We start from the raw sequence: 17,588 nt of genomic DNA, 5'->3' as shown, positions 1-17,588 counted from the left end.
GATGCCAATGGTTCCCCTCTCTGAGGTCCTGGTATGGTCGCTCGCCGGGGTGCTGTTCGGATCATTAATATCCTGGATCCCCGGCTTTCACATCTTCAACATTATGGCCCTGCTCGTGGCGGTCTTCGGCGTCGGCGAGCTGATGCCCGTCCAGGCCTTCCCGTTCTTCGCCATTGGCGCGATAGTTGCTTACGCCTACGTGAGCGCAATATCGAGCGTCTACTTCAGCGTTGCCGACGAGAGCGCGGTGTTCCTCCTCTTCCCGACCCAGCGCTACCTGCTCCTCGGCAGGGGGCATGAGGCAGTGCTCCTCTACCTCATAGGGGCGGTTGCGGGAACTCTCGTCCTGGTGCTTGGGGCGCTCTTCATCTTCCCCAAGGTTCTCCCGCCGATCTATCAGGCGACCAGCCCGTACATAACGTACTTCCTCACCGCGATAGTGGTCTTCATGTTCATGAGTGAGTGGCCCAAAGAAGGCGACAGGGGAAAAACACCCCTCCAGAGACTCTGGCTGGCATGGAGGCAGATACTCGGCGGAATTCTGGTGTTCTTCCTCTCCGGTCTCCTGGGCTTCGCGGTGATGAACACAAACCTGCTCCCCTCGACCAGCGCCTACACGAGGCTTACTCCGATGTTTATAGGCTTCTTCGGAATGTCCTGGGTTCTCCTCAACATACTCTCCAATCCACCGATGCTTCCGCAGAAGATCGACGATAAGGTCGAGAGCAGTATTTACAACACCCTCAAGGCGAGCTTTGGAGGGGCCTTGGGAGGCACTATAGCGGCCGTTTACCCGATAATCACCGGAGGTATGGGAGCGCTCATAGCGGGGCACATAACCAGCCAGCGCGGTGACGATGCCTTCATCATCAGCCAGGGCGTCAACAGGGTGATCTACTACGTTGGGGCCTTCACGCTCCTCTTCCTGCCGAACCTGAGGCTGACGAGGGGGGCGGCGGCCTGGCTTGTGAGCTCGGTCTACACGCCGAAGAGCTACGCCGAGTACCTGGCGGCCATAGGCGTCATCCTGCTCAGCGCGGGGATAAGCTTCCTCTTCACCTACTACCTCTCCAAGCTGATAGCCAGGAGCTTCACGGTGGTTCACATCAGGAAGCTCTCCTACGTCGTCGCAGTAGTCCTCATAGCGATCTCCTACGTACTCACGGGCCCGATGGGTGTGCTCGTGCTCTTCGTCTCAACTGCCATAGGCATGATGGCGGCTGCCTTCAACACGAGGAGGAGCTACTGCCTCGGCGGTCTCGTCCTGCCCGTGCTGATAAGCATGACGGGCCACACCGGTGAGGTTATGCGCCTGCTCGGTCTGGGGTGATGGGGGATGAGGGGCTTTACCCACTACATCTCTGGTCTCGCCGCTGCAACCTTCTTCCCCTCGCTGGTATCTGACCTCAGGATGGGCATCCTGCTCCCGGTAATAGCGGCTGCCGCTGCATACTTCCCCGACTTCGTGGATTTCAAGTTCGGGAAGTTCTTCGCCCGGAGGGACTACGAGATCGATCCAGCTCCCTGGGACGAGAAGAAGCACTACGCCCCGAAGCTCGTGAAGATAAAGGAGTTGAGCGAGAAGAACCGCTACCAGTTCTTCGCCATCGAGGGAAGGGTCGAGGAGATCCTGACGAGGGGTTCTGGAACTGTTACCTACACTATCCTCGACGAGAAAGGTGAGCAGAAGACCGTTGAGGAGGAGTACAACAGCATTGTTTTCATCCTCAACGACGGAACCGGCAGGATAACCGTTGAGGCCGTTGGGGACGACTACAAGTTCTTCGAGGAGGAGTTCGGTCAGATCGAGGAGGGCAAGGAGATACTGGTCTTTGGCTACGTTGACATCGACGAGGTCGATAAGGAGCTCCGCTTCGTCGTCAGCGACGCCCCGCACCCGCAGGGTATAGCCGAGACAATAGCGAAGGCGATAGAGGAGGCCTACCACGAGGGCGAGAGGATAGTCAAGATCCACAACATCCGCCTGCCGGGGGACGTTTACAGGCAGTTCTTCGTTTACCTTGACCCCCCGAAGAGGGAAGTTCGCGTCGAGATGGGCCCGATAGTAACGCCAGGTGGAGTGGCCATAACCGACAAACCGCCCGAGTACAGGCGCTATGGAATAGCGAAGGTCAGCGTGCCCTTCATCAAGACCTACCCCAAGCCCACCAGGATAGACTCCTTTTCGGGCCCGGAGATAGCCTTCAGGAGGGCTGAGTTCAGGGGCAAAACAGTTGTCAAAGACCGCTTTTTACCCTGGCATCACGGCTTCAGCCACTCGCTCACGATGGGCATCATAATAGGGGCCTTCGTCTACGCGATCTTCAAGCTCCTCGGCTACAACCACGCGGGTGACCTAGCTTTGGCCTCGATGATAGGTCAGTGGCTGCACGTCTTCGAAGACCAGCTCGGCTTCATGGGCAGCAACCTCCTGCCGCCAATCACAAAGGACGTCATCCCGGGCTTCAAGCTGGGTGAAAGCGGCAGTGGCTTGACCAACTTCTCGACGGCGTGGCTGATGATAAGCTTCATGATATGGAACTTCAACCGCTTTACAGAGCCGAGGCCCATCCCGATAGGCGACGCCAAACTGCTCCTCCTGCTGATATGGCCATCGATAATAGGCTTTGGAATAGCGATAGTGAGGAGCTTCAAGCTGAGAAAGGAGATAGCTCAGCTCATGGACTACTACACCAACTTGGAGGCCTTCGAGGAGCTTGAGGAAGTCGGCGGGATTTAACTCCTCCTTACTTTTTCCCCGGTTTTTTTGCCACAACGCCGAGTGCTTCTTCAACCCGCTTAACCTCCACGAAGCCCGCTCTCCTTAACCGCTCCATAACGCCTTTCTGAAGGTCCTTCCTGCGGTATCTCTTCCCGGGATTGCCAACGTAGTGGAAGAGCCTCCCCCCTGGCTTTAAAATCCTGAAAAGCTCACGGTAGAACTCCTCAGAGTAGAGCTGGCCGGCTAGAGAAAAGCGAGGCGGGTCGTGGATTATAACGTCAAATGTCTCGTCGTTAAAGCGCTTCACGACCTCGAAGGCGTCGCCCTGGATCACCTGGATTTTACCGCCGGTGAAGAGCTCCCTGCTCCAGGGGTTTATCCTTGCCAGCTCAATGACGTTGGGGTCTTTCTCTATGGTTATGACGTAAGCCCCGCGCTTCGAGGCTTCTATCGCCGTGTAGCCGAGTCCCATGCAGGTGTCGAGAACTGTCTCGCCCTCCCTCGGCTTCACCGCGTTCACCTTGCTCCTCGTATCCTGGAGGGGATTTGTTCCCTTCGTTCTGTGCATCCTGATTCCGTTTATCTCTATCGTTGGAGGGATTGTAGGTACCAGCTTGTAGAAGTGTTCCCCCGCTATGGCGGCCTTGTAAACGCCTTTCCTGATGAAGTAAACGTTCTCCGTGTCCCTTGCGATTCTTTCCATGATCTCCCTGGAGACCCTCGTCCCGTCTGGGAAAACGAACTCATCCCCATCCCTCGTTATCTCCCACCTTCTGCCTGTCTTCCTGAGGTCTAGGTTTATTTTGACCGGGCCCCTTGAAGCCAGCAGGAGCCTTGCCTCCCTCGAGGTCAGGTAGTAGACGTCCTCCATCTCCACACCCCGGGATCGTTGATGGCAAAGGTTTAATACGTTGCCGTTTAATACATATGGGGGCAGAACTATGTCAACCCTTCAGGACAGGATCTCGACTGGCATCCCTGGACTGGACGAACTCATCGAGGGCGGCCTCATCCCGGGTAAGGTTTACCTGATAACGGGCCCTCCCGGTAGCGGAAAGACCACGATGGGAATGCACTTTCTCATAGAGGGTGCGAGGAAGAACGAGAAGGTGGCCTACGTCTCTCTCATTCAGGACCCCCACGAGGCCGTGAAAGACATGATGCGCTTTGACCCCTCGGTTCAGGTTTACGCCGGTACGAAAAGGCTCCTTCTCTTTGACCTTGGCCCTGTTCTCTGGAGGGAATCCGCCCACGTTCCAACGTGGCGGAGCGTTCTGCTGAGGATAAGGGAGATAGCGGAGGACGAAAAAATATCCCGCCTTGTCATAGACCCCCTCACTGCCATAGAGTTCTCAATGGAAAACCCTGCTGAGAAAAAGGCCGAGCTGGCCCGCTTCGTTCGCGGCCTTGAGGATCTGGGTGTGACGACGTACCTTATAGCCGAGATGACTGACCTCAACCGCTACACTGAGGAACACTACCTCGTCAGCGGTGTCATAATGCTCCACTACTTCCTGCTCGAGAAGAAAATGGTCAGGGCGATTCAGATCCTGAAAATGAGAAGAACGAAGCACGAAACGGGGCTGTTCCGCATGGAGTTCACCCAGAGGGGCCTGGTTGTCAGGAAGGGTAGTCCCTTCGAGGCCGTCTAACCCTTCAGCTTTTTAAATCCGCCGTCGTGGAACATGAGGACGGTTTCCGCAGTCTCTTCAAGGAGTCCCCGGAGTTCTGGGGACGAGGTGTCCCTGTTTATGAGGTAAACCGCACTGTAAGGAACGGAGAGTTCAACCGCAGCCCTATTGGTTATCGTCAGGGTTATCCTCGCCGAGTCCCTGTGGAACCTTGGGATCCTCTCCATCCCGAAGTAGAGGATCAGCCCGGGTGATTCGCGCTGCAGTATCCCGTCGAGCTTCCTGAGAAACACCGCTGGCTCGTTGTATATGTCAAGCGTCGCTATAGTCCTGCCCCATTCAAACCTTCCCCCTATCTTCACCACGCGGGGCAGTTCCTCAACGTCCCATTCCATTGCCTCGAGGTGCTTTCCCACGACCATACCCGTGTCGACGACGTCGACCACAAGAACGTTCTCCGCACCGAATTCGTCAAGGGCCGCACCGAGGACGAGTTCTGGGTGATCCTTGGAACCGTACTCTATCAGTGAAAGGCCCCTCCCAACCTGGAGCAGGCTGAATGGCGTTTTTGTGACCTTGGCCTCTCCGGTTAGCTCCACGACGTAGTGCTTCTCGCTCTCGAGGTTCCTCAGCACGTACTCGCTTGCAACCGACCTGTTTATGAACAGGAAGGTGTACTTGCCACCCGGGGCTATTGGGGGCCTCTCAATCATCTCAAAGTACATCTCAACCTTTCTCAGGTCGTTCTGAAACGGCAGTATGAACTTCTCCATGCCGAGCACTATTATGGCCTTTGGCTTTTCGTCCCTCTCAAAGAAGGGCTTGACTGTCTTCGAGTACTGAACCTGGTGATACGTGAACTCACTGGGCTCGGAGGGTATGAACACCTCCCCGATGATGTTGCCAAGCCTTACCCTTCCCCCTTCCTTAACAACTGTCAGCCTGTCCACCGGCAGTCTTATACCGCGCCTCTTCAAATGCTCGTTGAACGTATGGAGCGTGTCGAGAACGTCTACCACCAGAATCGGGACATCCTCCTTCAGAAAGTGATCCACGATCCTGTGGAAGACTACCTCGGGTGACGAGATGGGCTCGTACTCTACGAGGACCATCTCCCCAATTTTCATCTCCCCGAGTAGCTCGTCTATCATCACAACACCTCACCCAATTACTTCTTCAAAAACCCTCTTAAAGTTCCCGTATGCTATCGCCTTCACCTCCTTTTCGCTCAGCCTCTCGCCGAGGCTCTCAAGGAGGAGGGGGATCCCAGCTTCGTTTTCAAGGCCTTTGACGGCCTTTCCGCTCCAGCCCTCGAGGTAGTAAACGAAGTCAAAGCCCAGTCCCACGCTCCTGTAGCCTATAAGATCGACCATGTATATGATGTGCTCAACGTACCTCTCGAGGGTGGGATCTTTCTCGTCCACGAAGCTCGGTATGGCAACCGCCCCAACGACTCCGTTCCGCTCGGCTATGGCCTTCAGCTGCTCGTCGTTCAGGTTCCTCGGGTTGTCGCACAGCTTTCTCGCGTTCGAGTGGGACGCTATTACCGGGAAGGAAGTCAGATCGAGGGTATCCCAGAAGCCGGCCTCGTTTATGTGACTCAGATCCAGCAGGATACCAAGTTCCTCGGCCTTTCCAACGACCTCCGCTCCGAAGTTCGTTAGCCCGCCGTTTGTTCTTTCAAAGACACCATCGCCTATCTGGTTCCTAAGGCTCCACGTGAGGGTCAGAACCCTGAGTCCAAGGCTGTAAAAGACCTCCAGGACGTCAAGGCTCTCGAGGGGCTCTCCTCCCTCCATTCCGAGCCACAGGGCTACTCTCCCTTCCTTTATGGCCCTCTCCATTCCCTCAACTGATGTCACCATCTCGAGCCTTGAGCTCTCGGCGACATCTTTTTTCAGCCTCATAACGGCTTCGAGGCCGTACCTCAGGGCGATTGGCCTCTTGTCCACCGGTGTCCAGACTGCCATAACCCTGGCCTTCACGTAATCCCCGAAGAACTCTTCAAACCTGGACTCAAGGACTCGGGTCTTGCCCTTTCCTCTTTCCTTCCATACGAGGGTTGGAAGATCAGAATGTGCGTCAAAAACCCCTATCATATCTCCCACCTGCTCTCCTCCTCAATCTTTGCTATCTCCTCGAGGAGCCTGGCCTTCAGCATGGAGTTTCCTATAAGCTTTGCAACCTCTCTGGCCTCCAGGAAGTCCTTTCTTTCGGCCAGTTTTAGCGAGATCGCCGCGAGGGCGTCGTCCCTCTTCTCCGGATCCTTGATCTCGACGGCAAAGCGGAGAGCCTTCTCAAGCTCCCCCATGCCGCTAAGTATTGCGGCCGCCCTCTGGACGTTGGTCTCGGAGAGGCCTATCCTCTCGAGGAGCTTGAAAGCCCCCTCGAGTACATCGAGGTACTCGGGAGCACCTATCTGCTTCAGCCAGCTCGCCATCTCGAGCATTGCTATAAACCTCTCCTGCGGATCTTTGTAGAGTTTTTCTATGAGCTTGAGGGAGTAGTTGTACCTGCCCTCCAGAAGGGCTGCCCTGACCTCCGGCGGGCCGTGATAGTAGAGGGTCCTGGCCATCTTCAGCTTCTTCTCAACGTCTGCGGCCCTGTGGCTTATCCTGAGCTTGTCAAAGATGTCGTAGGCCATCTCGTAGAACCTTATAGCTTCCCGTGAGTCGAGGCTGTCGCCGGCGTTTTCGATGAGGCCCGCTATTTCAGTTATGACGTCAAGTTTCGTCCTGTAGTCCATCTCGGCCGAGATGGCCGCGTCAAAGGCCTCGTTAAAGGTCTCAATGGCCTCCTCCGTCAGGCCCGTAAGGGCCAGGTTCTGCGCCAGGACAGCCATGGCTATTGCCCGCTCCCCCTCGTCCTTTATCCTCGCTATCTCCTCTGCTGCCCTGTCGAAGACTTCCGTTGCCTCGTCCCCGTTCCCCGTGACCGCGTGGAACCGGGCGAGTTTTGAGTAAATGTATGCCCTGTCCCCGGGATCCTTGATTTTCTTGAGGGTTCTCCGTATCTCCTCAAGGAGAAGAGGAACCAGATCCCTCCTCACGTCCTTTGCCCTAAACGCTATTTCGAGAAGCGCGTCGGCCCATTCAAAGGGATCCTCTATCTCTCCGGCCGCCTTAATGGCCTCCTCGAAGAGGCCCTTAGAAGCGAGCACGAGGATATCATCGTACGAACTCATACTCATCACTCTTGTCTTGTATACACCACAACAGTTTATAAGGGTTCTCGGAAATTCCGCATGGTGGTGCGATGCTGACTCTCGCCCTGTACAACACATATGACACCCGAAAACTTCACGAGGCTCACCTCCGGGCTATCGCGAGAGCGGGCCCCATAGCTTATGCCTTTGGTTTCCACCTTGCCCTCGTCGGTTTTCCGCTCCGGGGCCGGCCACTGGACGTTGCCGAGGAGGTATCGTCCCACACCACAATAGGTGAGGGCGGAACCTACCTGCTCGAGCTCGCCCGAAGAAACCGCTTCCATCTCCTCGACTTTCCGAGGAAGGGCTTTCCTCCCCAGTTCGGAACCGTTGTGGCCACCACCCGAAAACCCTCGGATGAGAAGGAGATATCACCCCTTGAACTGGCCGAGAGGGCCCTCCGAGGTGAGAGCTTCATCTTTCTCGTCGGCCTCGGCAGACACGGTCTCCCCGGGGAAATCTTTAAGTTGGCACGTCATCATATGGACATAACTGGTAAAAGGATCAGCCTCGAAACCTGCACCGCGATAGGTGCCATTCCCGCGAAGATAAGAACGCTCATGGAGGCGCTGAAATGGATGAAGGCTGGAAAAAGGACGTAGCGTGGTTCTTCATAGCGGTCCTCATCGTGGCCGGTATAAACTACGGCCTCAAGATCGTCATGCACACGGACTCACCCCTCGTCATAGTCATAAGCGGCTCAATGGAGCCTGTCTTTTACAGGGGGGACGTCGTCCTGCTCAGGTCCGTCCCGCCGAGCGATATCCATGTTGGAGACGTCATCGTCTACAACGCCCCCATGTACAGCTACCCGATAATCCACAGGGTGAGGGAGATTAAAACCGTGAACCTCGGCGGGAAGGTTGAGAGGTGCTTCGTCACGTGGGGCGACAACAACCCGGTTCCCGATTGGGGGGAGTACAGGCTGTACCCGACACCATATGGGGGCGTGCCCTGCGTTCCGGCCTATGCGGTCGATGCAAAGGCTGTGATGGTTTTTCCGAAAATAGGTCTTATTCCCCTCTGGATCAGGGAACACCTGTGATGGGATGATGTGAGGGTAGGTGGCTGAGCAGTGATGAACTAATCGGCCCCTGACCAACAGCCCTTTCTGACGAAAGCGCTGGCGGAAAGAGGGCGTGCAACTAGACTTCCCTTTCTTTTTTGGATTATTTTCAACCGGCACTTTCACAGTGTTTCACTTCTGACAAGGCGTCTTCCAGACGCCAGAACATAAGTGAAACTAGCTCAATAGGTCAGTTTCTACGTCAATCCCTAATTCGCTGCTGAATTTGGAGCGCACGCTTTGATTCCTATCAAGTTCTAAATCCTTCCTGTACTCTCAAACCCCTGGAGTGGGGCTTCGCCCCACGTTAAGAAACTTTGCTGGGCAAAGTTTCATCAAAGTCGGCATGCCTCTTGAATGGCTTGTCTTCATGGGGGTTTACTTCCAAACTTGCCAGTTTTAAGCGTGTTTTCTCCCGTTAGCGCCCTTCGGGCGCCCTTTTAAGTTAAACACCTTCTCCAGGAGATATTGCAAGTGTAAACCCCAAATCCATTGACTGTTTAATCACGCATGCAACTTTCCTTTTGTCCTGTTTAGATAGTTAAACCATTTTGGTCAAGCTTTGTGCAAGCAAAGGTTGCTCAGAGGTGACCGCTCTCATCACCCCTCAGGAGGGCTTAGCCTCATCATCGCTGGACTTAAAAACCCGCCAAGCCTTTTAACCCTGGTGGTGGCGATGCGCTTCATCCCGCTCATAGTTGCCAGGCCCGAGGTTCAGATGGCGATAGACGAGGCGATAATGATTGCCAGAATCGAGGGGAAGGTTCCCGACACGGTAAGGCTTTACGCCTTCTCGCCGAGCTCCGTGACGATAGGGCGCTTCCAGAGCGTCGTTCACGATGTAAACCTTGAGGAAGCTAAAAAGCTCAACATCCCCGTTGTCAGGAGGATAACAGGCGGTGGGAGCGTCTTCCACGACGAGTTCGGTGAGATAACCTATTCAGTCGTCGTCGGCGAGAACTTTCATCCGGCTTTGAAAAACGTCGAGACGAGCTACCGCTACCTGGCCGGCCCGCTCGTGGATGCTTTGGGGGACCTCGGGCTTAACGCTGGCTTTTCTGGTCTCAACGACATCGTGGCAAACGGGAAGAAGATAAGCGGCTCAGCCCAGACGAGGAGGAAGGGTGTAATCCTTCAGCATGGCACCTTCATGTACGCGACGCGCGTTGACGTGCTTGGTAGAGTTCTCCGCGTTTCGAAGGCGAAGCTCGCAGATAAGGGCGTTTCGAGCATCTGGGAGCGCGTTACAACGCTGGAGCGCGAGGGGATAAAGCTGAACCGCTGGGAGGCCTACGAGCTGTTGAAAGAGAGCTTTTTCAGAGCCTTCGAACTCGAGGAGGGGGAGCTTACAGACTATGAGCTTGAACTCGCGGAGGAGCTGATAGAGAAGCGCTATGGAAACCCCGAGTGGAACGAGATGAAGTGAAACCTTATGGGCTCCCCTTCCCTTTTTCTTGCTCTCATCGAGGATTAGAATCCTTGGATTCCTTGCCAGAGCGCTCGCGAGGCCAATCCTCTGCCTCTGCCCCAGTGAGAGGTTCTTGGAGAGTAGCGTTGAGATGAAGAGCTTCTGCTTGAGCCACGCGGCCGCTTTGGTCTCGGCCCTCCTTTGGCTGGCGTTAGGGTTTTATACTTAGGCGAGAACAAGAAGCGAGGGAGCTTTATGGGAGCGACCAGGAGCGAGATTGTGGTTGAGGTTCCCAAAGGAATGAGCGTTAGCGAGATTCGGAAGATGGTGAGGGAGATTGTCCTCAGATACCTTCGAGAGAAGGGCGCGAGCGAGGAGGAGCTGAAAAAGGTGAGGGTTAGGGTGGAGGTGCTTGAGGAGTGAAGGTCAGGGTCAAGGTGTATGGCGGCTCGATTCCGGAGCGGGTTCTTGCGAGGGAGTTAAAGCGTGCGCTTGAGGTTAAGAAGACGGCGAGCGAGTTGTATGAACTTCTTTCGGAGGAGGAGCTCGATGAAATCAAAAGGGAAGTCTCAAAGAAGAGGGTCTCGTTCAGGGACTTCGGGGATATTGATTGATACGAGCGTTTTAATTGACTTGTATCATGACAGAAAGCTCGAAGAATACTCAGGCTCGGCAATCTCAATCATCACTCTCTTTGAGTTCGTGAGGTGAATCCGCAGTGAGAGAAAGAGAGTGGAAGTTCTTAAGAGGCTGGAGAAGCTGTTCAAGGTTGAGCCCCTTGACAACGTAATAATCCTCACGGCCTCGAAAATATACAGGCACTTGAAGAGGAAAGGAGAGCTAATCGATGACGCTGATATACTCATCGGCGCCACCGCGATAGCTAAAGGCTATACCGTGTGGACCACGAACATTGACCATTTTGAGAGGATGAGGGACTTTGGGGTGAAATTGTACAAACCCCGAAAGAGGTGATGGCCCTGGGTGTTTACCTCGACCGCGAGGCGCTTGAGATAGTGTTCCAAAAGAGAGACTCAGCCTCAAGAGAAGCGCCAAAACTCTAAAAGTTTTAAACTGCAGACTCTATTCCAAACTCCTCCGCCAGCTCGTAGAAGAGCTCATCCTCCCCGAGCTCCTCCCGGAGTTTTTCAAAGTTCTTCATCAGCCTCGGAAGCCTGCCCTTCGAGCGTCTCAACATCGAGTTGCCGATTTCAATGGCGAAGTGCAGGTAGTCGTCGCTGACGAGGATTTCTCCATCCCTACCAAGTGGAGCGGTTAGATACTCAGTGGCGTTTATCTCGACGAGGTAGCGGTTGGAGATTACCTTGAATGTCGTATACTTGAAACCGCTGGCTAAACCGAGCTCGTGGAGCTTTTTGGCCCTCTCAAGGTCTTCAGCCACAACGTGAAAAATCGGGGGTTGGCTTTTGAGAAAGATTAAGCCTTCTCTCGCCTTTTCTAGAGCCCTCTTTGCCTCTTCAAACTCCATCTCGCGGTGAACCTTGATCAGCCACCTGCTAAGGGGTTTGGCCCCCAGGGCAGGCTCCTCGATGATTCCTATCCTGCCCGAGCATGAGCTCGTCGTGTAGATTCCCCTGATTGAGTTGATGAGCAGGAGGAGGTCTATTATGTCCTCGTCGACTTTGCCCTCTCTCATTGCCGTGAAGAGGCTGACCAGCGCTTCCCGCTTTGCCTTCATCCGTTGGCCCCCTCTAAAGTTTTTAATCGGCCTCTAACCGCGTCTGGTTTTCAATATTGGGTTAATACCGGATCAGCTACTTTCTCTTGCGGCATCTGACGAAAACTTTATAAATCTAACTCGAAAGCTTAAGCTGGACGTGGCCGGGGTGGTGTAGCCTGGTCAGCACAGGGGACTGTGGATCCCCTAGCCCGGGTTCAAATCCCGGCCCCGGCCCCATAACAGCCCTTGTAAAGCAAGCGCTGGCGGAAGATTAGGTGCTTTTTCTAAAGGTTTGATTTTAGAGGGGTTTAAGCTCAAATTTGCTCTTCTGTGAGTGTTTCACTCTACAAACGGCGTCCGAAGGACGCCAACAATAAAGTTGAAACTACGTGGAAGGCTTCATTTAGTGTTAAACCCCAGTCAAAGTTGCACTTGACTAGTGCACGACTGATTTTTCTGCCAGTTTGATGAGAAGGGCAATCTTTTCGCCAGCCTTTCTTAAAGGCTGAGCGCGAAGTTTGATCAAGGTTCGTGATTCTTATCCAAGGTGCTCTTTTGCAGTAATGATTTTCGGGTTCAAGGGACTGTTTTTCGGTTGAATGCGCTCTTAATGGCTAACTTTCAAGTGGGTTTACTCCAACTCGCGCTCCTATGGAGCGCTAAAAAGAGCAAACCCTCTTCGAGAGCCAAGTTAGAACTGCATTCCTCTAAAACCCCAGGAGTATAAAAATCCACGATAATAGGGGAGATATGAGGAAAATCACGACCTTTGATAGGACTTCTCCCAAAGTTTTAGTGTTGACGAAAAGAGGGCGTCTTCTTTGGTTAAGCTCTGTGCAAGCCAATCTTACTGGGGGCTAACGTTCTCACATCCTAATAACTCCGCTTGTGCGGGGGTTTGATCAATTTGATCAAAATATTTTGTGACTTCTTTTTAAGTTTGACAGAATGAATAACAACCATCAAAAAAATTCGAGGTTGTTAGTCAAAATGAAAAGTCAAAGCAGGCCTTCGATGAGCCGGTAGTCCTCCTCCGGGATTTCTCTCATCGCCTTGCCCATCAGGTGGCCGCTCCAGCGCTTCTTGTTGGTGATGAACTTCAGCTTTGGAACCAGCGGCTTGAAGTCGAGCTCGCCGAGCTTTATTGGCCTGATCTTAATCCTCAGCGGGTAACTCTCGTTGAGGTGTGGCGGGCTCTTGAAGATTCTGTGAGGTGTCTCAACGCGGACGATTTATCTGCAAGTCCCAAACTAATCAAAGGGCATCGGAGAAGATCATCGGAATATTGAAGTACTCGGAAGTCACTCCTAACTAACAAGTTGCTCAAGCGGATCCCAATCCTCCACCATGTCATCCCAGCATCTTCTCAAGCTCTTCAACGGGTCTGAGCTCGGAGGCAAGCACGTGGTACGTTCTCTCGTCGATTGCACTTTTTTCAATGGAGATTATCACTATCCCCCTGTGCAGGGACGCCAGATCCTTGAGCTTCGTCACGAACTTGAGCATCGCCTCGTCCCCGTTCTCGAGCATCAGGTACTCAATGCAGTCGATGTGAACGACCTTGTCGGTCTCGGTGGACTTTAGAAAGTTGAGGATGCGGTCGAGGAGGTAGGGGAGCCTCCTCGGATCAACTGCATCCTCGTGGCTGACCTTGGATATCCAGATGACCGGAACGAGCTTCAGGCCGAGTTTGGAGCGGAAGACCTCCGGCGGATCCCTGCTCAGCACTATCGCCGGCAGGTGGAGGCTTTTGACGAGCCTGACGAAGGCCTTTGAGGCCCCTTTCTCGTCCCCCCAGTAGGCCCCGTAGATTGAAGGGTTCAGGGGCTCGGTGACTATCGGTACTATCGTGTACTCGTTGCGGGAGAAGGGCAGGTACACCATTATGGAGGAGACGAAGAGGAGAACCGCCCCGAGGGTCAGGATCACCGATCTAACATCCATCATCAACTTATTTCCCCAGAGCACGTCCGTCCTCAGCAGGACGCCGATGAACTCGGCAATGGCCACCAGGATGAACGAGGCCACGAGAACGTTGAAGCTCAGGACGAAGTACCTGCTCCCGAGGTTTTTCTTCGTGTTCTTGCCTATCGAGAGAAGGAGAAAGACTATTCCGAGGGAGAGGATGAGGACTGTGAGATCTCTGATAAAATACCAGAGGGAGCGGATCATTACCATGTTTGCAGATTGGATCCGCTGATTTTTAACGGTTTCGAGGGTTTTTTAAGGAGTTGGAGGATTTATCCATGGTGATGTCCGTGACCTGGAAAGACAAGCTCGGACTGGTGCACATCTACACTGGCAACGGGAAGGGAAAAACTACCGCCGCTTTTGGCCTGGCCGTTAGAATGCTCGGTTCCGGCGGAAAGGTCGCGATAGTTCAGTTCATGAAGGCTCCGAAGGCCTACGGGGAGCAGAAGAAGATAGAGGAGTGTGGAGCTTTGATAGAGTCCTTCGGCCTGCCGAAGTTCGTTCACGGCAAACCGACGGAGGAGGACATTGAGGCGGCAAAGAGGGCCCTCGCAAGGGCAAAGGAGCTCGCCTCAAGCGGTGAGTGGGATCTGGTGATCGTCGACGAAGTCTGCGTCGCCCTCGGCTTCAACATGCTGGACGTTGGGGAGGTCAGGGAGCTGATAAAAAGCAAAGCACCCCACACCGAGCTCGTCCTGACGGGCCGCTACTGCCCTGAGGAGCTCTTCGAGCTGGCAGACTACGTTACTGAGATGAGGGAAATAAAGCACCCCTACCAGAGGGGTGTGATAGCGAGGAGGGGCGTGGAGTACTGACGCCTACCTTTTTATCGTGGTGACGCCCGGTATGTGGAGCTTGAGCTCCACCTTCCTCATTATCCCTATTATCAGGGTGGCGAAAACGAGGTAGATCCCAGCGACGACGAGGTATATCTGGGCGTAGAGGAATGTCTGGGACGCTGCCACGCTCGCCTCGTACATCAGCTCCGGGACAGCTAAGAGCATCGCCAGCGATGAGTACTTGAGCAGGTAGACCATCTCGTTGGTCCAGCTCGGGAGCATTATTCTGAAGGCCTGCGGGAAGATCACGTGCCTTATTATCTCCCATTTCGTCATCCCCAGTGAGAGGGCCGCCTCAACCTGGCCGTACTCGATGGAGTTGAAGGCACCCCTTATGTACTCCGCCTGGTAGGCCGCGCTGTTGATGACCATCCCTAGGGCCGCCGCCACCGTTGGATCCATGACGAAGTTCGGGAAGTGGTCCCTTATCACAAGCGGGAGCCCGAAGCCGATTATGTAGAGCTGGAGGAGCATTGGCGTTCCCCTGATGAGCTCGATGTAGGTTGCCGAGAGTGCCCTTGAAAGCCTCCCCCCGTAGGTTCTGGCCACAGCTAAGAGGAACCCGAAGCGAAGCCGCCTATGAAGCCCACGATCGTGAGCTCCAGGGTAACGACGAGTCCGTGAAGGAGGTACCGCGCTATCGTTTCCCAGACCATCACGGTCCCCCCACCGAGAGATCAGCTATCCTCTTCAGGAACTCCCTGGTTTCCTTCCTCTTCGGGTTGTAGAGGATCTCCTCCGGCTTTCCCTTCTCCCAGATTACACCGTCGTAAAAGAAGAGCACCTCGTCGGCGGCGTTGAGGGCGAAGCCTATCTCATGGGTCACGACGAGCATGGTGACCTTCTTCTTCGCGAGCTCGCGCATGACGTCGAGCACCTCTCCGGCCAGCTGAGGGTCTAAGGCCGAGGTCGGCTCGTCGAAGAGGATTATCTCAGGCTCCATTGCCAGTGCCCTCGCTATTGCAACGCGCTGCTGCTGGCCGCCCGAGAGCTGGGCCGGGTACTTGTGGAACGCGTCCTCCTCCAGGTGGACCATCCTGAGGGCTTTGATTGCCTTCTTCTCGGCTTCTTCGTCGCTCATCCCCCTGACGACCTTGAGGCCGATTTTAACGTTTTCAAGGGCGGTGAGGTGCTTGAACAGGTTGAAGTGCTGGAAGACGAAGCCTATCTTGGCTCGAATCTTCCTTATGTCCACACCCCTTTCCAGGATGTTGGTTCCGTTGAATATTATCTCCCCCCCATCTGGCTCAATGAGTCTGTTTATGCACCTGAGGAGGGTGCTCTTTCCGGCCCCGCTGGGCCCGATGATGACCTTTGTCTCTCCCCTCTCAACTTCGAAGGAGATCCCCTTCAGAACGGGTTTTTCGCCGAACCTTTTCGTGAGGTTCCTTATGATCAGAACCCTATCAGAGTCTGACATCCATCGCCCCTCCGGTTCCCTTTATTCCGTACCTCTTACCCATCCAGTTCGCGAGGTAAGTCAGGGGCAGAACCATCGCGAGGTAGAACAGCGCCGCCAGTCCGTAGTACCTGAAGGGCTCCGCCGTGATCGAAACGAGGTAAGTTGCCTGCCTCGTGAGCTCCACTATGCCGAGGGCCAGTGCTATTGACGTGTCCTTCAGGACTATGACGTACTCGTTCATCCAGGCTGGAATAGACATTCTCAGCGCCTGCGGAAGAACGATGTGCCTTATTATCTGCCACTGGCTCATTCCGAGCGAGAGCGCCGCCTCTATCTGCCCTTCATCAACCGCCTGTATGCCGCTCCTGAATATCTGGGATTGATAGGCCGATGAGCGTATCCCAAGGCCGACGACGGCGGCTAAGAACGGTGAGAGCCCCAAACCGATGAGCATCGGCATCGAGTAGAAGATCACGAAGTATATCGCGAGGAGTGGGATCCCCCTCAGCGTCCCCTCGTAAACCATCGCGACCCGCCTCAGGGTTTTACCCCCGTAGGTTTCCATCAGTGCGACGGGGAGACCTATGAGAAGGCCGAGAAGGATCGAGAACACCGACAGGACTATCGTCGTTTTAGCACCGTTCAGGAGCATTCTGAGGGCAATGTCTAACGGAACGCTCGTGGAGGTAATCAAGCGTGGCACCTCCAAAAAATAGAGAAGAGGTCAGCTTCCAAAGTACTTCTCAACGAGCTTGTTCCAATCGGGCGAGTTCATGATATCCTGGAGGGCCTTGTTTATCTTGTCGAGGAGCTCCTTGTTGCCCTTCTTAACAGCTATTCCGTAGTGCTCGTTCGTGTTTATTGTGTAGACAACCTTGACGTCGTACTTGTTGGTGAACATGTTGGCAACGGGCGAGTCTATGACGAGGACGTCAACCTGACCGTTCAGGAGGGCCTGAAGCGCCGCGACGTAGCTGTTGTACTCCTTGAGCGTGACCTGATCCCCGAGGTTGTCCTTAATGTAAATCGCGCCGGTTGTTCCCTTTTCGACGCCTATCACCTTACCCTTCAGGTCGTCAAGGGAGCTGACCGTGATGCTTGAGTCCTTCCTGACGACGACGGCCTGATCCGCCTTCCAGTAGGGAATGCTGAAATCAACGACCTGCTTGCGCTTCTCGGTTATGGTCATTCCGGCTATTACGACGTCAACCTTCCCTGTCTGAAGGGCCGGGATTAGGGAATCGAAGTCCATGTCCTTTATCTCAACTTTGTCGTAGCCCGCTTTTTTGGCCACCATCTTGATGAGTTCTATGTCAAAGCCCGTTATGTTCCCGGTCTGCGGGTCTTTATACTCGAACGGCGGAAAGTCGGCGCTGGTCCCAACGACCAAAACCTTCTCCTTTGAGCCGCCACTGATGCAACCGCTGGAGGCAACCGCGGCAGCCAGCATTAAAACCAAAAGCCCACCGATAATTTTCCCGTCCATTGTTGATACCACCGATTGGCTTTTAGGTGCCGTTGCGTTTATATTGTTTTTGGTCCATTTTGAGTTTTACAAACCCAAAAAAGCTTGGCCCGGCTATAGAAGATCACTCAACCGAAAAGCTTTTTAGTTAGGAAAGCTTAAGATAAGCCGGGGAGGTTTTAGTAACAATTCTTTAGG

General features: G+C 54.3%; 20 protein-coding genes, 1 tRNA gene and 2 pseudogenes. 11 read left to right on the top strand and 12 right to left on the bottom strand.

Going from position 1 to position 17,588, the window contains the following annotated elements; translation table 11 throughout:
- Positions 1-7: 7 nt before the first annotated feature.
- Together TGAM_RS00555 and TGAM_RS00550 are read left to right on the top strand one after the other, a co-directional pair.
- Positions 8-1,330 carry a tripartite tricarboxylate transporter permease gene (locus tag TGAM_RS00555; RefSeq protein WP_048810955.1) on the top strand — a complete coding sequence of 441 codons (1,323 nt, stop codon included), beginning with the start codon at positions 8-10 and terminating at the stop codon, positions 1,328-1,330.
- Between the two features lie 6 nt (positions 1,331-1,336).
- Entirely contained in the window at positions 1,337-2,740 is a 1,404-nt protein-coding gene (locus TGAM_RS00550; protein ID WP_015857734.1) for a metal-dependent hydrolase, read from the top strand.
- 7 nt (positions 2,741-2,747) lie between these two features.
- Here the strand turns inward: TGAM_RS00550 and TGAM_RS00545 are convergent, their stop codons facing one another.
- Complete coding sequence (locus TGAM_RS00545; protein WP_015857733.1) at positions 2,748-3,593, bottom strand: class I SAM-dependent methyltransferase; 846 nt, start codon at positions 3,591-3,593, stop codon at positions 2,748-2,750.
- Positions 3,594-3,663: 70 nt separating this feature from the next.
- Here TGAM_RS00545 and TGAM_RS00540 point away from each other — a divergent pair, with 70 nt between their 5' ends.
- Positions 3,664-4,374 carry an RAD55 family ATPase gene (locus tag TGAM_RS00540; RefSeq protein ID WP_015857732.1) on the top strand — a complete coding sequence of 237 codons (711 nt, stop codon included), beginning with the start codon at positions 3,664-3,666 and terminating at the stop codon, positions 4,372-4,374.
- On the opposite strand, the gene TGAM_RS00535 is transcribed toward TGAM_RS00540, so the two are convergent.
- From TGAM_RS00535 to TGAM_RS00525, 3 genes are read right to left on the bottom strand one after another with little or no spacing between them, the layout of a single operon-like run.
- Positions 4,371-5,504, bottom strand: coding sequence for a DUF257 family protein (locus TGAM_RS00535; RefSeq protein WP_048810954.1), 1,134 nt, complete (start codon positions 5,502-5,504; stop codon positions 4,371-4,373). The two genes, TGAM_RS00540 and TGAM_RS00535, sit on opposite strands and share 4 nt — an antisense overlap.
- Before the next feature lie 9 nt (positions 5,505-5,513).
- Positions 5,514-6,452, bottom strand: coding sequence for a dipeptidase (locus TGAM_RS00530; RefSeq protein WP_015857730.1), 939 nt, complete (start codon positions 6,450-6,452; stop codon positions 5,514-5,516).
- Positions 6,449-7,543 (bottom strand): tetratricopeptide repeat protein, encoded by a 1,095-nt coding sequence (locus TGAM_RS00525; RefSeq protein ID WP_238516222.1) that lies wholly within the window; start codon positions 7,541-7,543, stop codon positions 6,449-6,451. The genes TGAM_RS00530 and TGAM_RS00525 overlap by 4 nt, the downstream gene beginning before the upstream one ends.
- Before the next feature lie 65 nt (positions 7,544-7,608).
- On the opposite strand from TGAM_RS00525, the gene TGAM_RS00520 reads away from it, so the two are divergent.
- The 3 genes from TGAM_RS00520 to TGAM_RS00510 all read left to right on the top strand — a co-directional run bounded on the left by TGAM_RS00520 (position 7,609) and on the right by TGAM_RS00510 (position 10,050).
- Positions 7,609-8,160, top strand: coding sequence for a DUF531 domain-containing protein (locus TGAM_RS00520; protein ID WP_015857728.1), 552 nt, complete (start codon positions 7,609-7,611; stop codon positions 8,158-8,160).
- The gene (locus TGAM_RS00515) at positions 8,133-8,603 is read left to right on the top strand and encodes a signal peptidase I (protein ID WP_048810952.1); all 471 of its coding nucleotides are present in this window, start codon (positions 8,133-8,135) and stop codon (positions 8,601-8,603) included. The genes TGAM_RS00520 and TGAM_RS00515 overlap by 28 nt, the downstream gene beginning before the upstream one ends.
- Positions 8,604-9,300: 697 nt before the next feature.
- Positions 9,301-10,050: a lipoate--protein ligase family protein gene (locus TGAM_RS00510; RefSeq protein ID WP_048810951.1), complete on the top strand. Its 750-nt coding sequence runs from the start codon at positions 9,301-9,303 to the stop codon at positions 10,048-10,050.
- A 90-nt stretch (positions 10,051-10,140) separates the two neighbouring features.
- On the opposite strand, the pseudogene TGAM_RS11415 reads toward TGAM_RS00510, so the two are convergent.
- Positions 10,141-10,185, bottom strand: a pseudogene (locus tag TGAM_RS11415) (hypothetical protein); the annotation flags it as partial.
- Positions 10,186-10,287: 102 nt separating this feature from the next.
- On the opposite strand from TGAM_RS11415, the gene TGAM_RS11200 reads away from it, so the two are divergent.
- The 3 genes from TGAM_RS11200 to TGAM_RS00500 all read left to right on the top strand — a co-directional run bounded on the left by TGAM_RS11200 (position 10,288) and on the right by TGAM_RS00500 (position 11,007).
- The gene (locus tag TGAM_RS11200) at positions 10,288-10,455 is read left to right on the top strand and encodes a hypothetical protein (protein WP_169302020.1); all 168 of its coding nucleotides are present in this window, start codon (positions 10,288-10,290) and stop codon (positions 10,453-10,455) included.
- Positions 10,452-10,646, top strand: coding sequence for a hypothetical protein (locus TGAM_RS00505; protein ID WP_048810950.1), 195 nt, complete (start codon positions 10,452-10,454; stop codon positions 10,644-10,646). Before TGAM_RS11200 ends, TGAM_RS00505 begins: the two co-directional genes overlap by 4 nt.
- Positions 10,647-10,764: 118 nt before the next feature.
- A complete protein-coding gene (locus tag TGAM_RS00500) occupies positions 10,765-11,007 on the top strand; it encodes a PIN domain-containing protein (RefSeq protein WP_015857723.1) in 243 nt (80 codons plus the stop codon).
- Positions 11,008-11,101: 94 nt separating this feature from the next.
- Here TGAM_RS00500 and taw3 read toward each other — a convergent pair whose 3' ends face one another.
- The gene (taw3, locus tag TGAM_RS00495; protein ID WP_015857722.1) at positions 11,102-11,731 is read right to left on the bottom strand and encodes a tRNA(Phe) 7-((3-amino-3-carboxypropyl)-4-demethylwyosine(37)-N(4))-methyltransferase Taw3; all 630 of its coding nucleotides are present in this window, start codon (positions 11,729-11,731) and stop codon (positions 11,102-11,104) included.
- 142 nt (positions 11,732-11,873) lie between these two features.
- On the opposite strand from taw3, the gene TGAM_RS00490 reads away from it, so the two are divergent.
- Positions 11,874-11,950: transfer RNA gene (locus TGAM_RS00490), tRNA-His, on the top strand.
- A gap of 761 nt (positions 11,951-12,711) precedes the next feature.
- Here TGAM_RS00490 and TGAM_RS11325 read toward each other — a convergent pair.
- Both TGAM_RS11325 and TGAM_RS00485 read right to left on the bottom strand, forming a co-directional pair.
- Positions 12,712-12,921: pseudogene (locus tag TGAM_RS11325) on the bottom strand (EVE domain-containing protein); the annotation flags it as partial.
- A 142-nt stretch (positions 12,922-13,063) separates the two neighbouring features.
- Positions 13,064-13,891, bottom strand: coding sequence for a DUF835 domain-containing protein (locus tag TGAM_RS00485; RefSeq protein WP_015857721.1), 828 nt, complete (start codon positions 13,889-13,891; stop codon positions 13,064-13,066).
- Positions 13,892-13,971: 80 nt separating this feature from the next.
- Here TGAM_RS00485 and cobO point away from each other — a divergent pair, with 80 nt between their 5' ends.
- Positions 13,972-14,499: a cob(I)yrinic acid a,c-diamide adenosyltransferase gene (cobO, locus tag TGAM_RS00480; protein ID WP_015857720.1), complete on the top strand. Its 528-nt coding sequence runs from the start codon at positions 13,972-13,974 to the stop codon at positions 14,497-14,499.
- A gap of 3 nt (positions 14,500-14,502) precedes the next feature.
- Here the strand turns inward: cobO and TGAM_RS00475 are convergent, their stop codons facing one another.
- The 4 genes from TGAM_RS00475 to TGAM_RS00460 form a co-directional block, all read right to left on the bottom strand.
- Positions 14,503-15,072 (bottom strand): amino acid ABC transporter permease, encoded by a 570-nt coding sequence (locus TGAM_RS00475; RefSeq protein WP_015857719.1) that lies wholly within the window; start codon positions 15,070-15,072, stop codon positions 14,503-14,505.
- A 106-nt stretch (positions 15,073-15,178) separates the two neighbouring features.
- Complete coding sequence (locus tag TGAM_RS00470) at positions 15,179-15,943, bottom strand: amino acid ABC transporter ATP-binding protein (protein ID WP_015857717.1); 765 nt, start codon at positions 15,941-15,943, stop codon at positions 15,179-15,181.
- Positions 15,930-16,628: an amino acid ABC transporter permease gene (locus TGAM_RS00465; protein ID WP_238516220.1), complete on the bottom strand. Its 699-nt coding sequence runs from the start codon at positions 16,626-16,628 to the stop codon at positions 15,930-15,932. Before TGAM_RS00465 ends, TGAM_RS00470 begins: the two co-directional genes overlap by 14 nt.
- Before the next feature lie 21 nt (positions 16,629-16,649).
- Entirely contained in the window at positions 16,650-17,411 is a 762-nt protein-coding gene (locus TGAM_RS00460) for a basic amino acid ABC transporter substrate-binding protein (RefSeq protein WP_048810949.1), read from the bottom strand.
- Positions 17,412-17,588 lie beyond the last annotated feature (177 nt).

It is taken from the genome of Thermococcus gammatolerans EJ3 (assembly GCF_000022365.1).
In the GTDB taxonomy this organism is placed as follows: Archaea; Methanobacteriota_B; Thermococci; order Thermococcales; family Thermococcaceae; genus Thermococcus; species Thermococcus gammatolerans.
The sequence above is the reverse complement of the archived record's forward strand: the minus strand, read 5'-3'. Positions and strand labels throughout refer to the sequence as shown.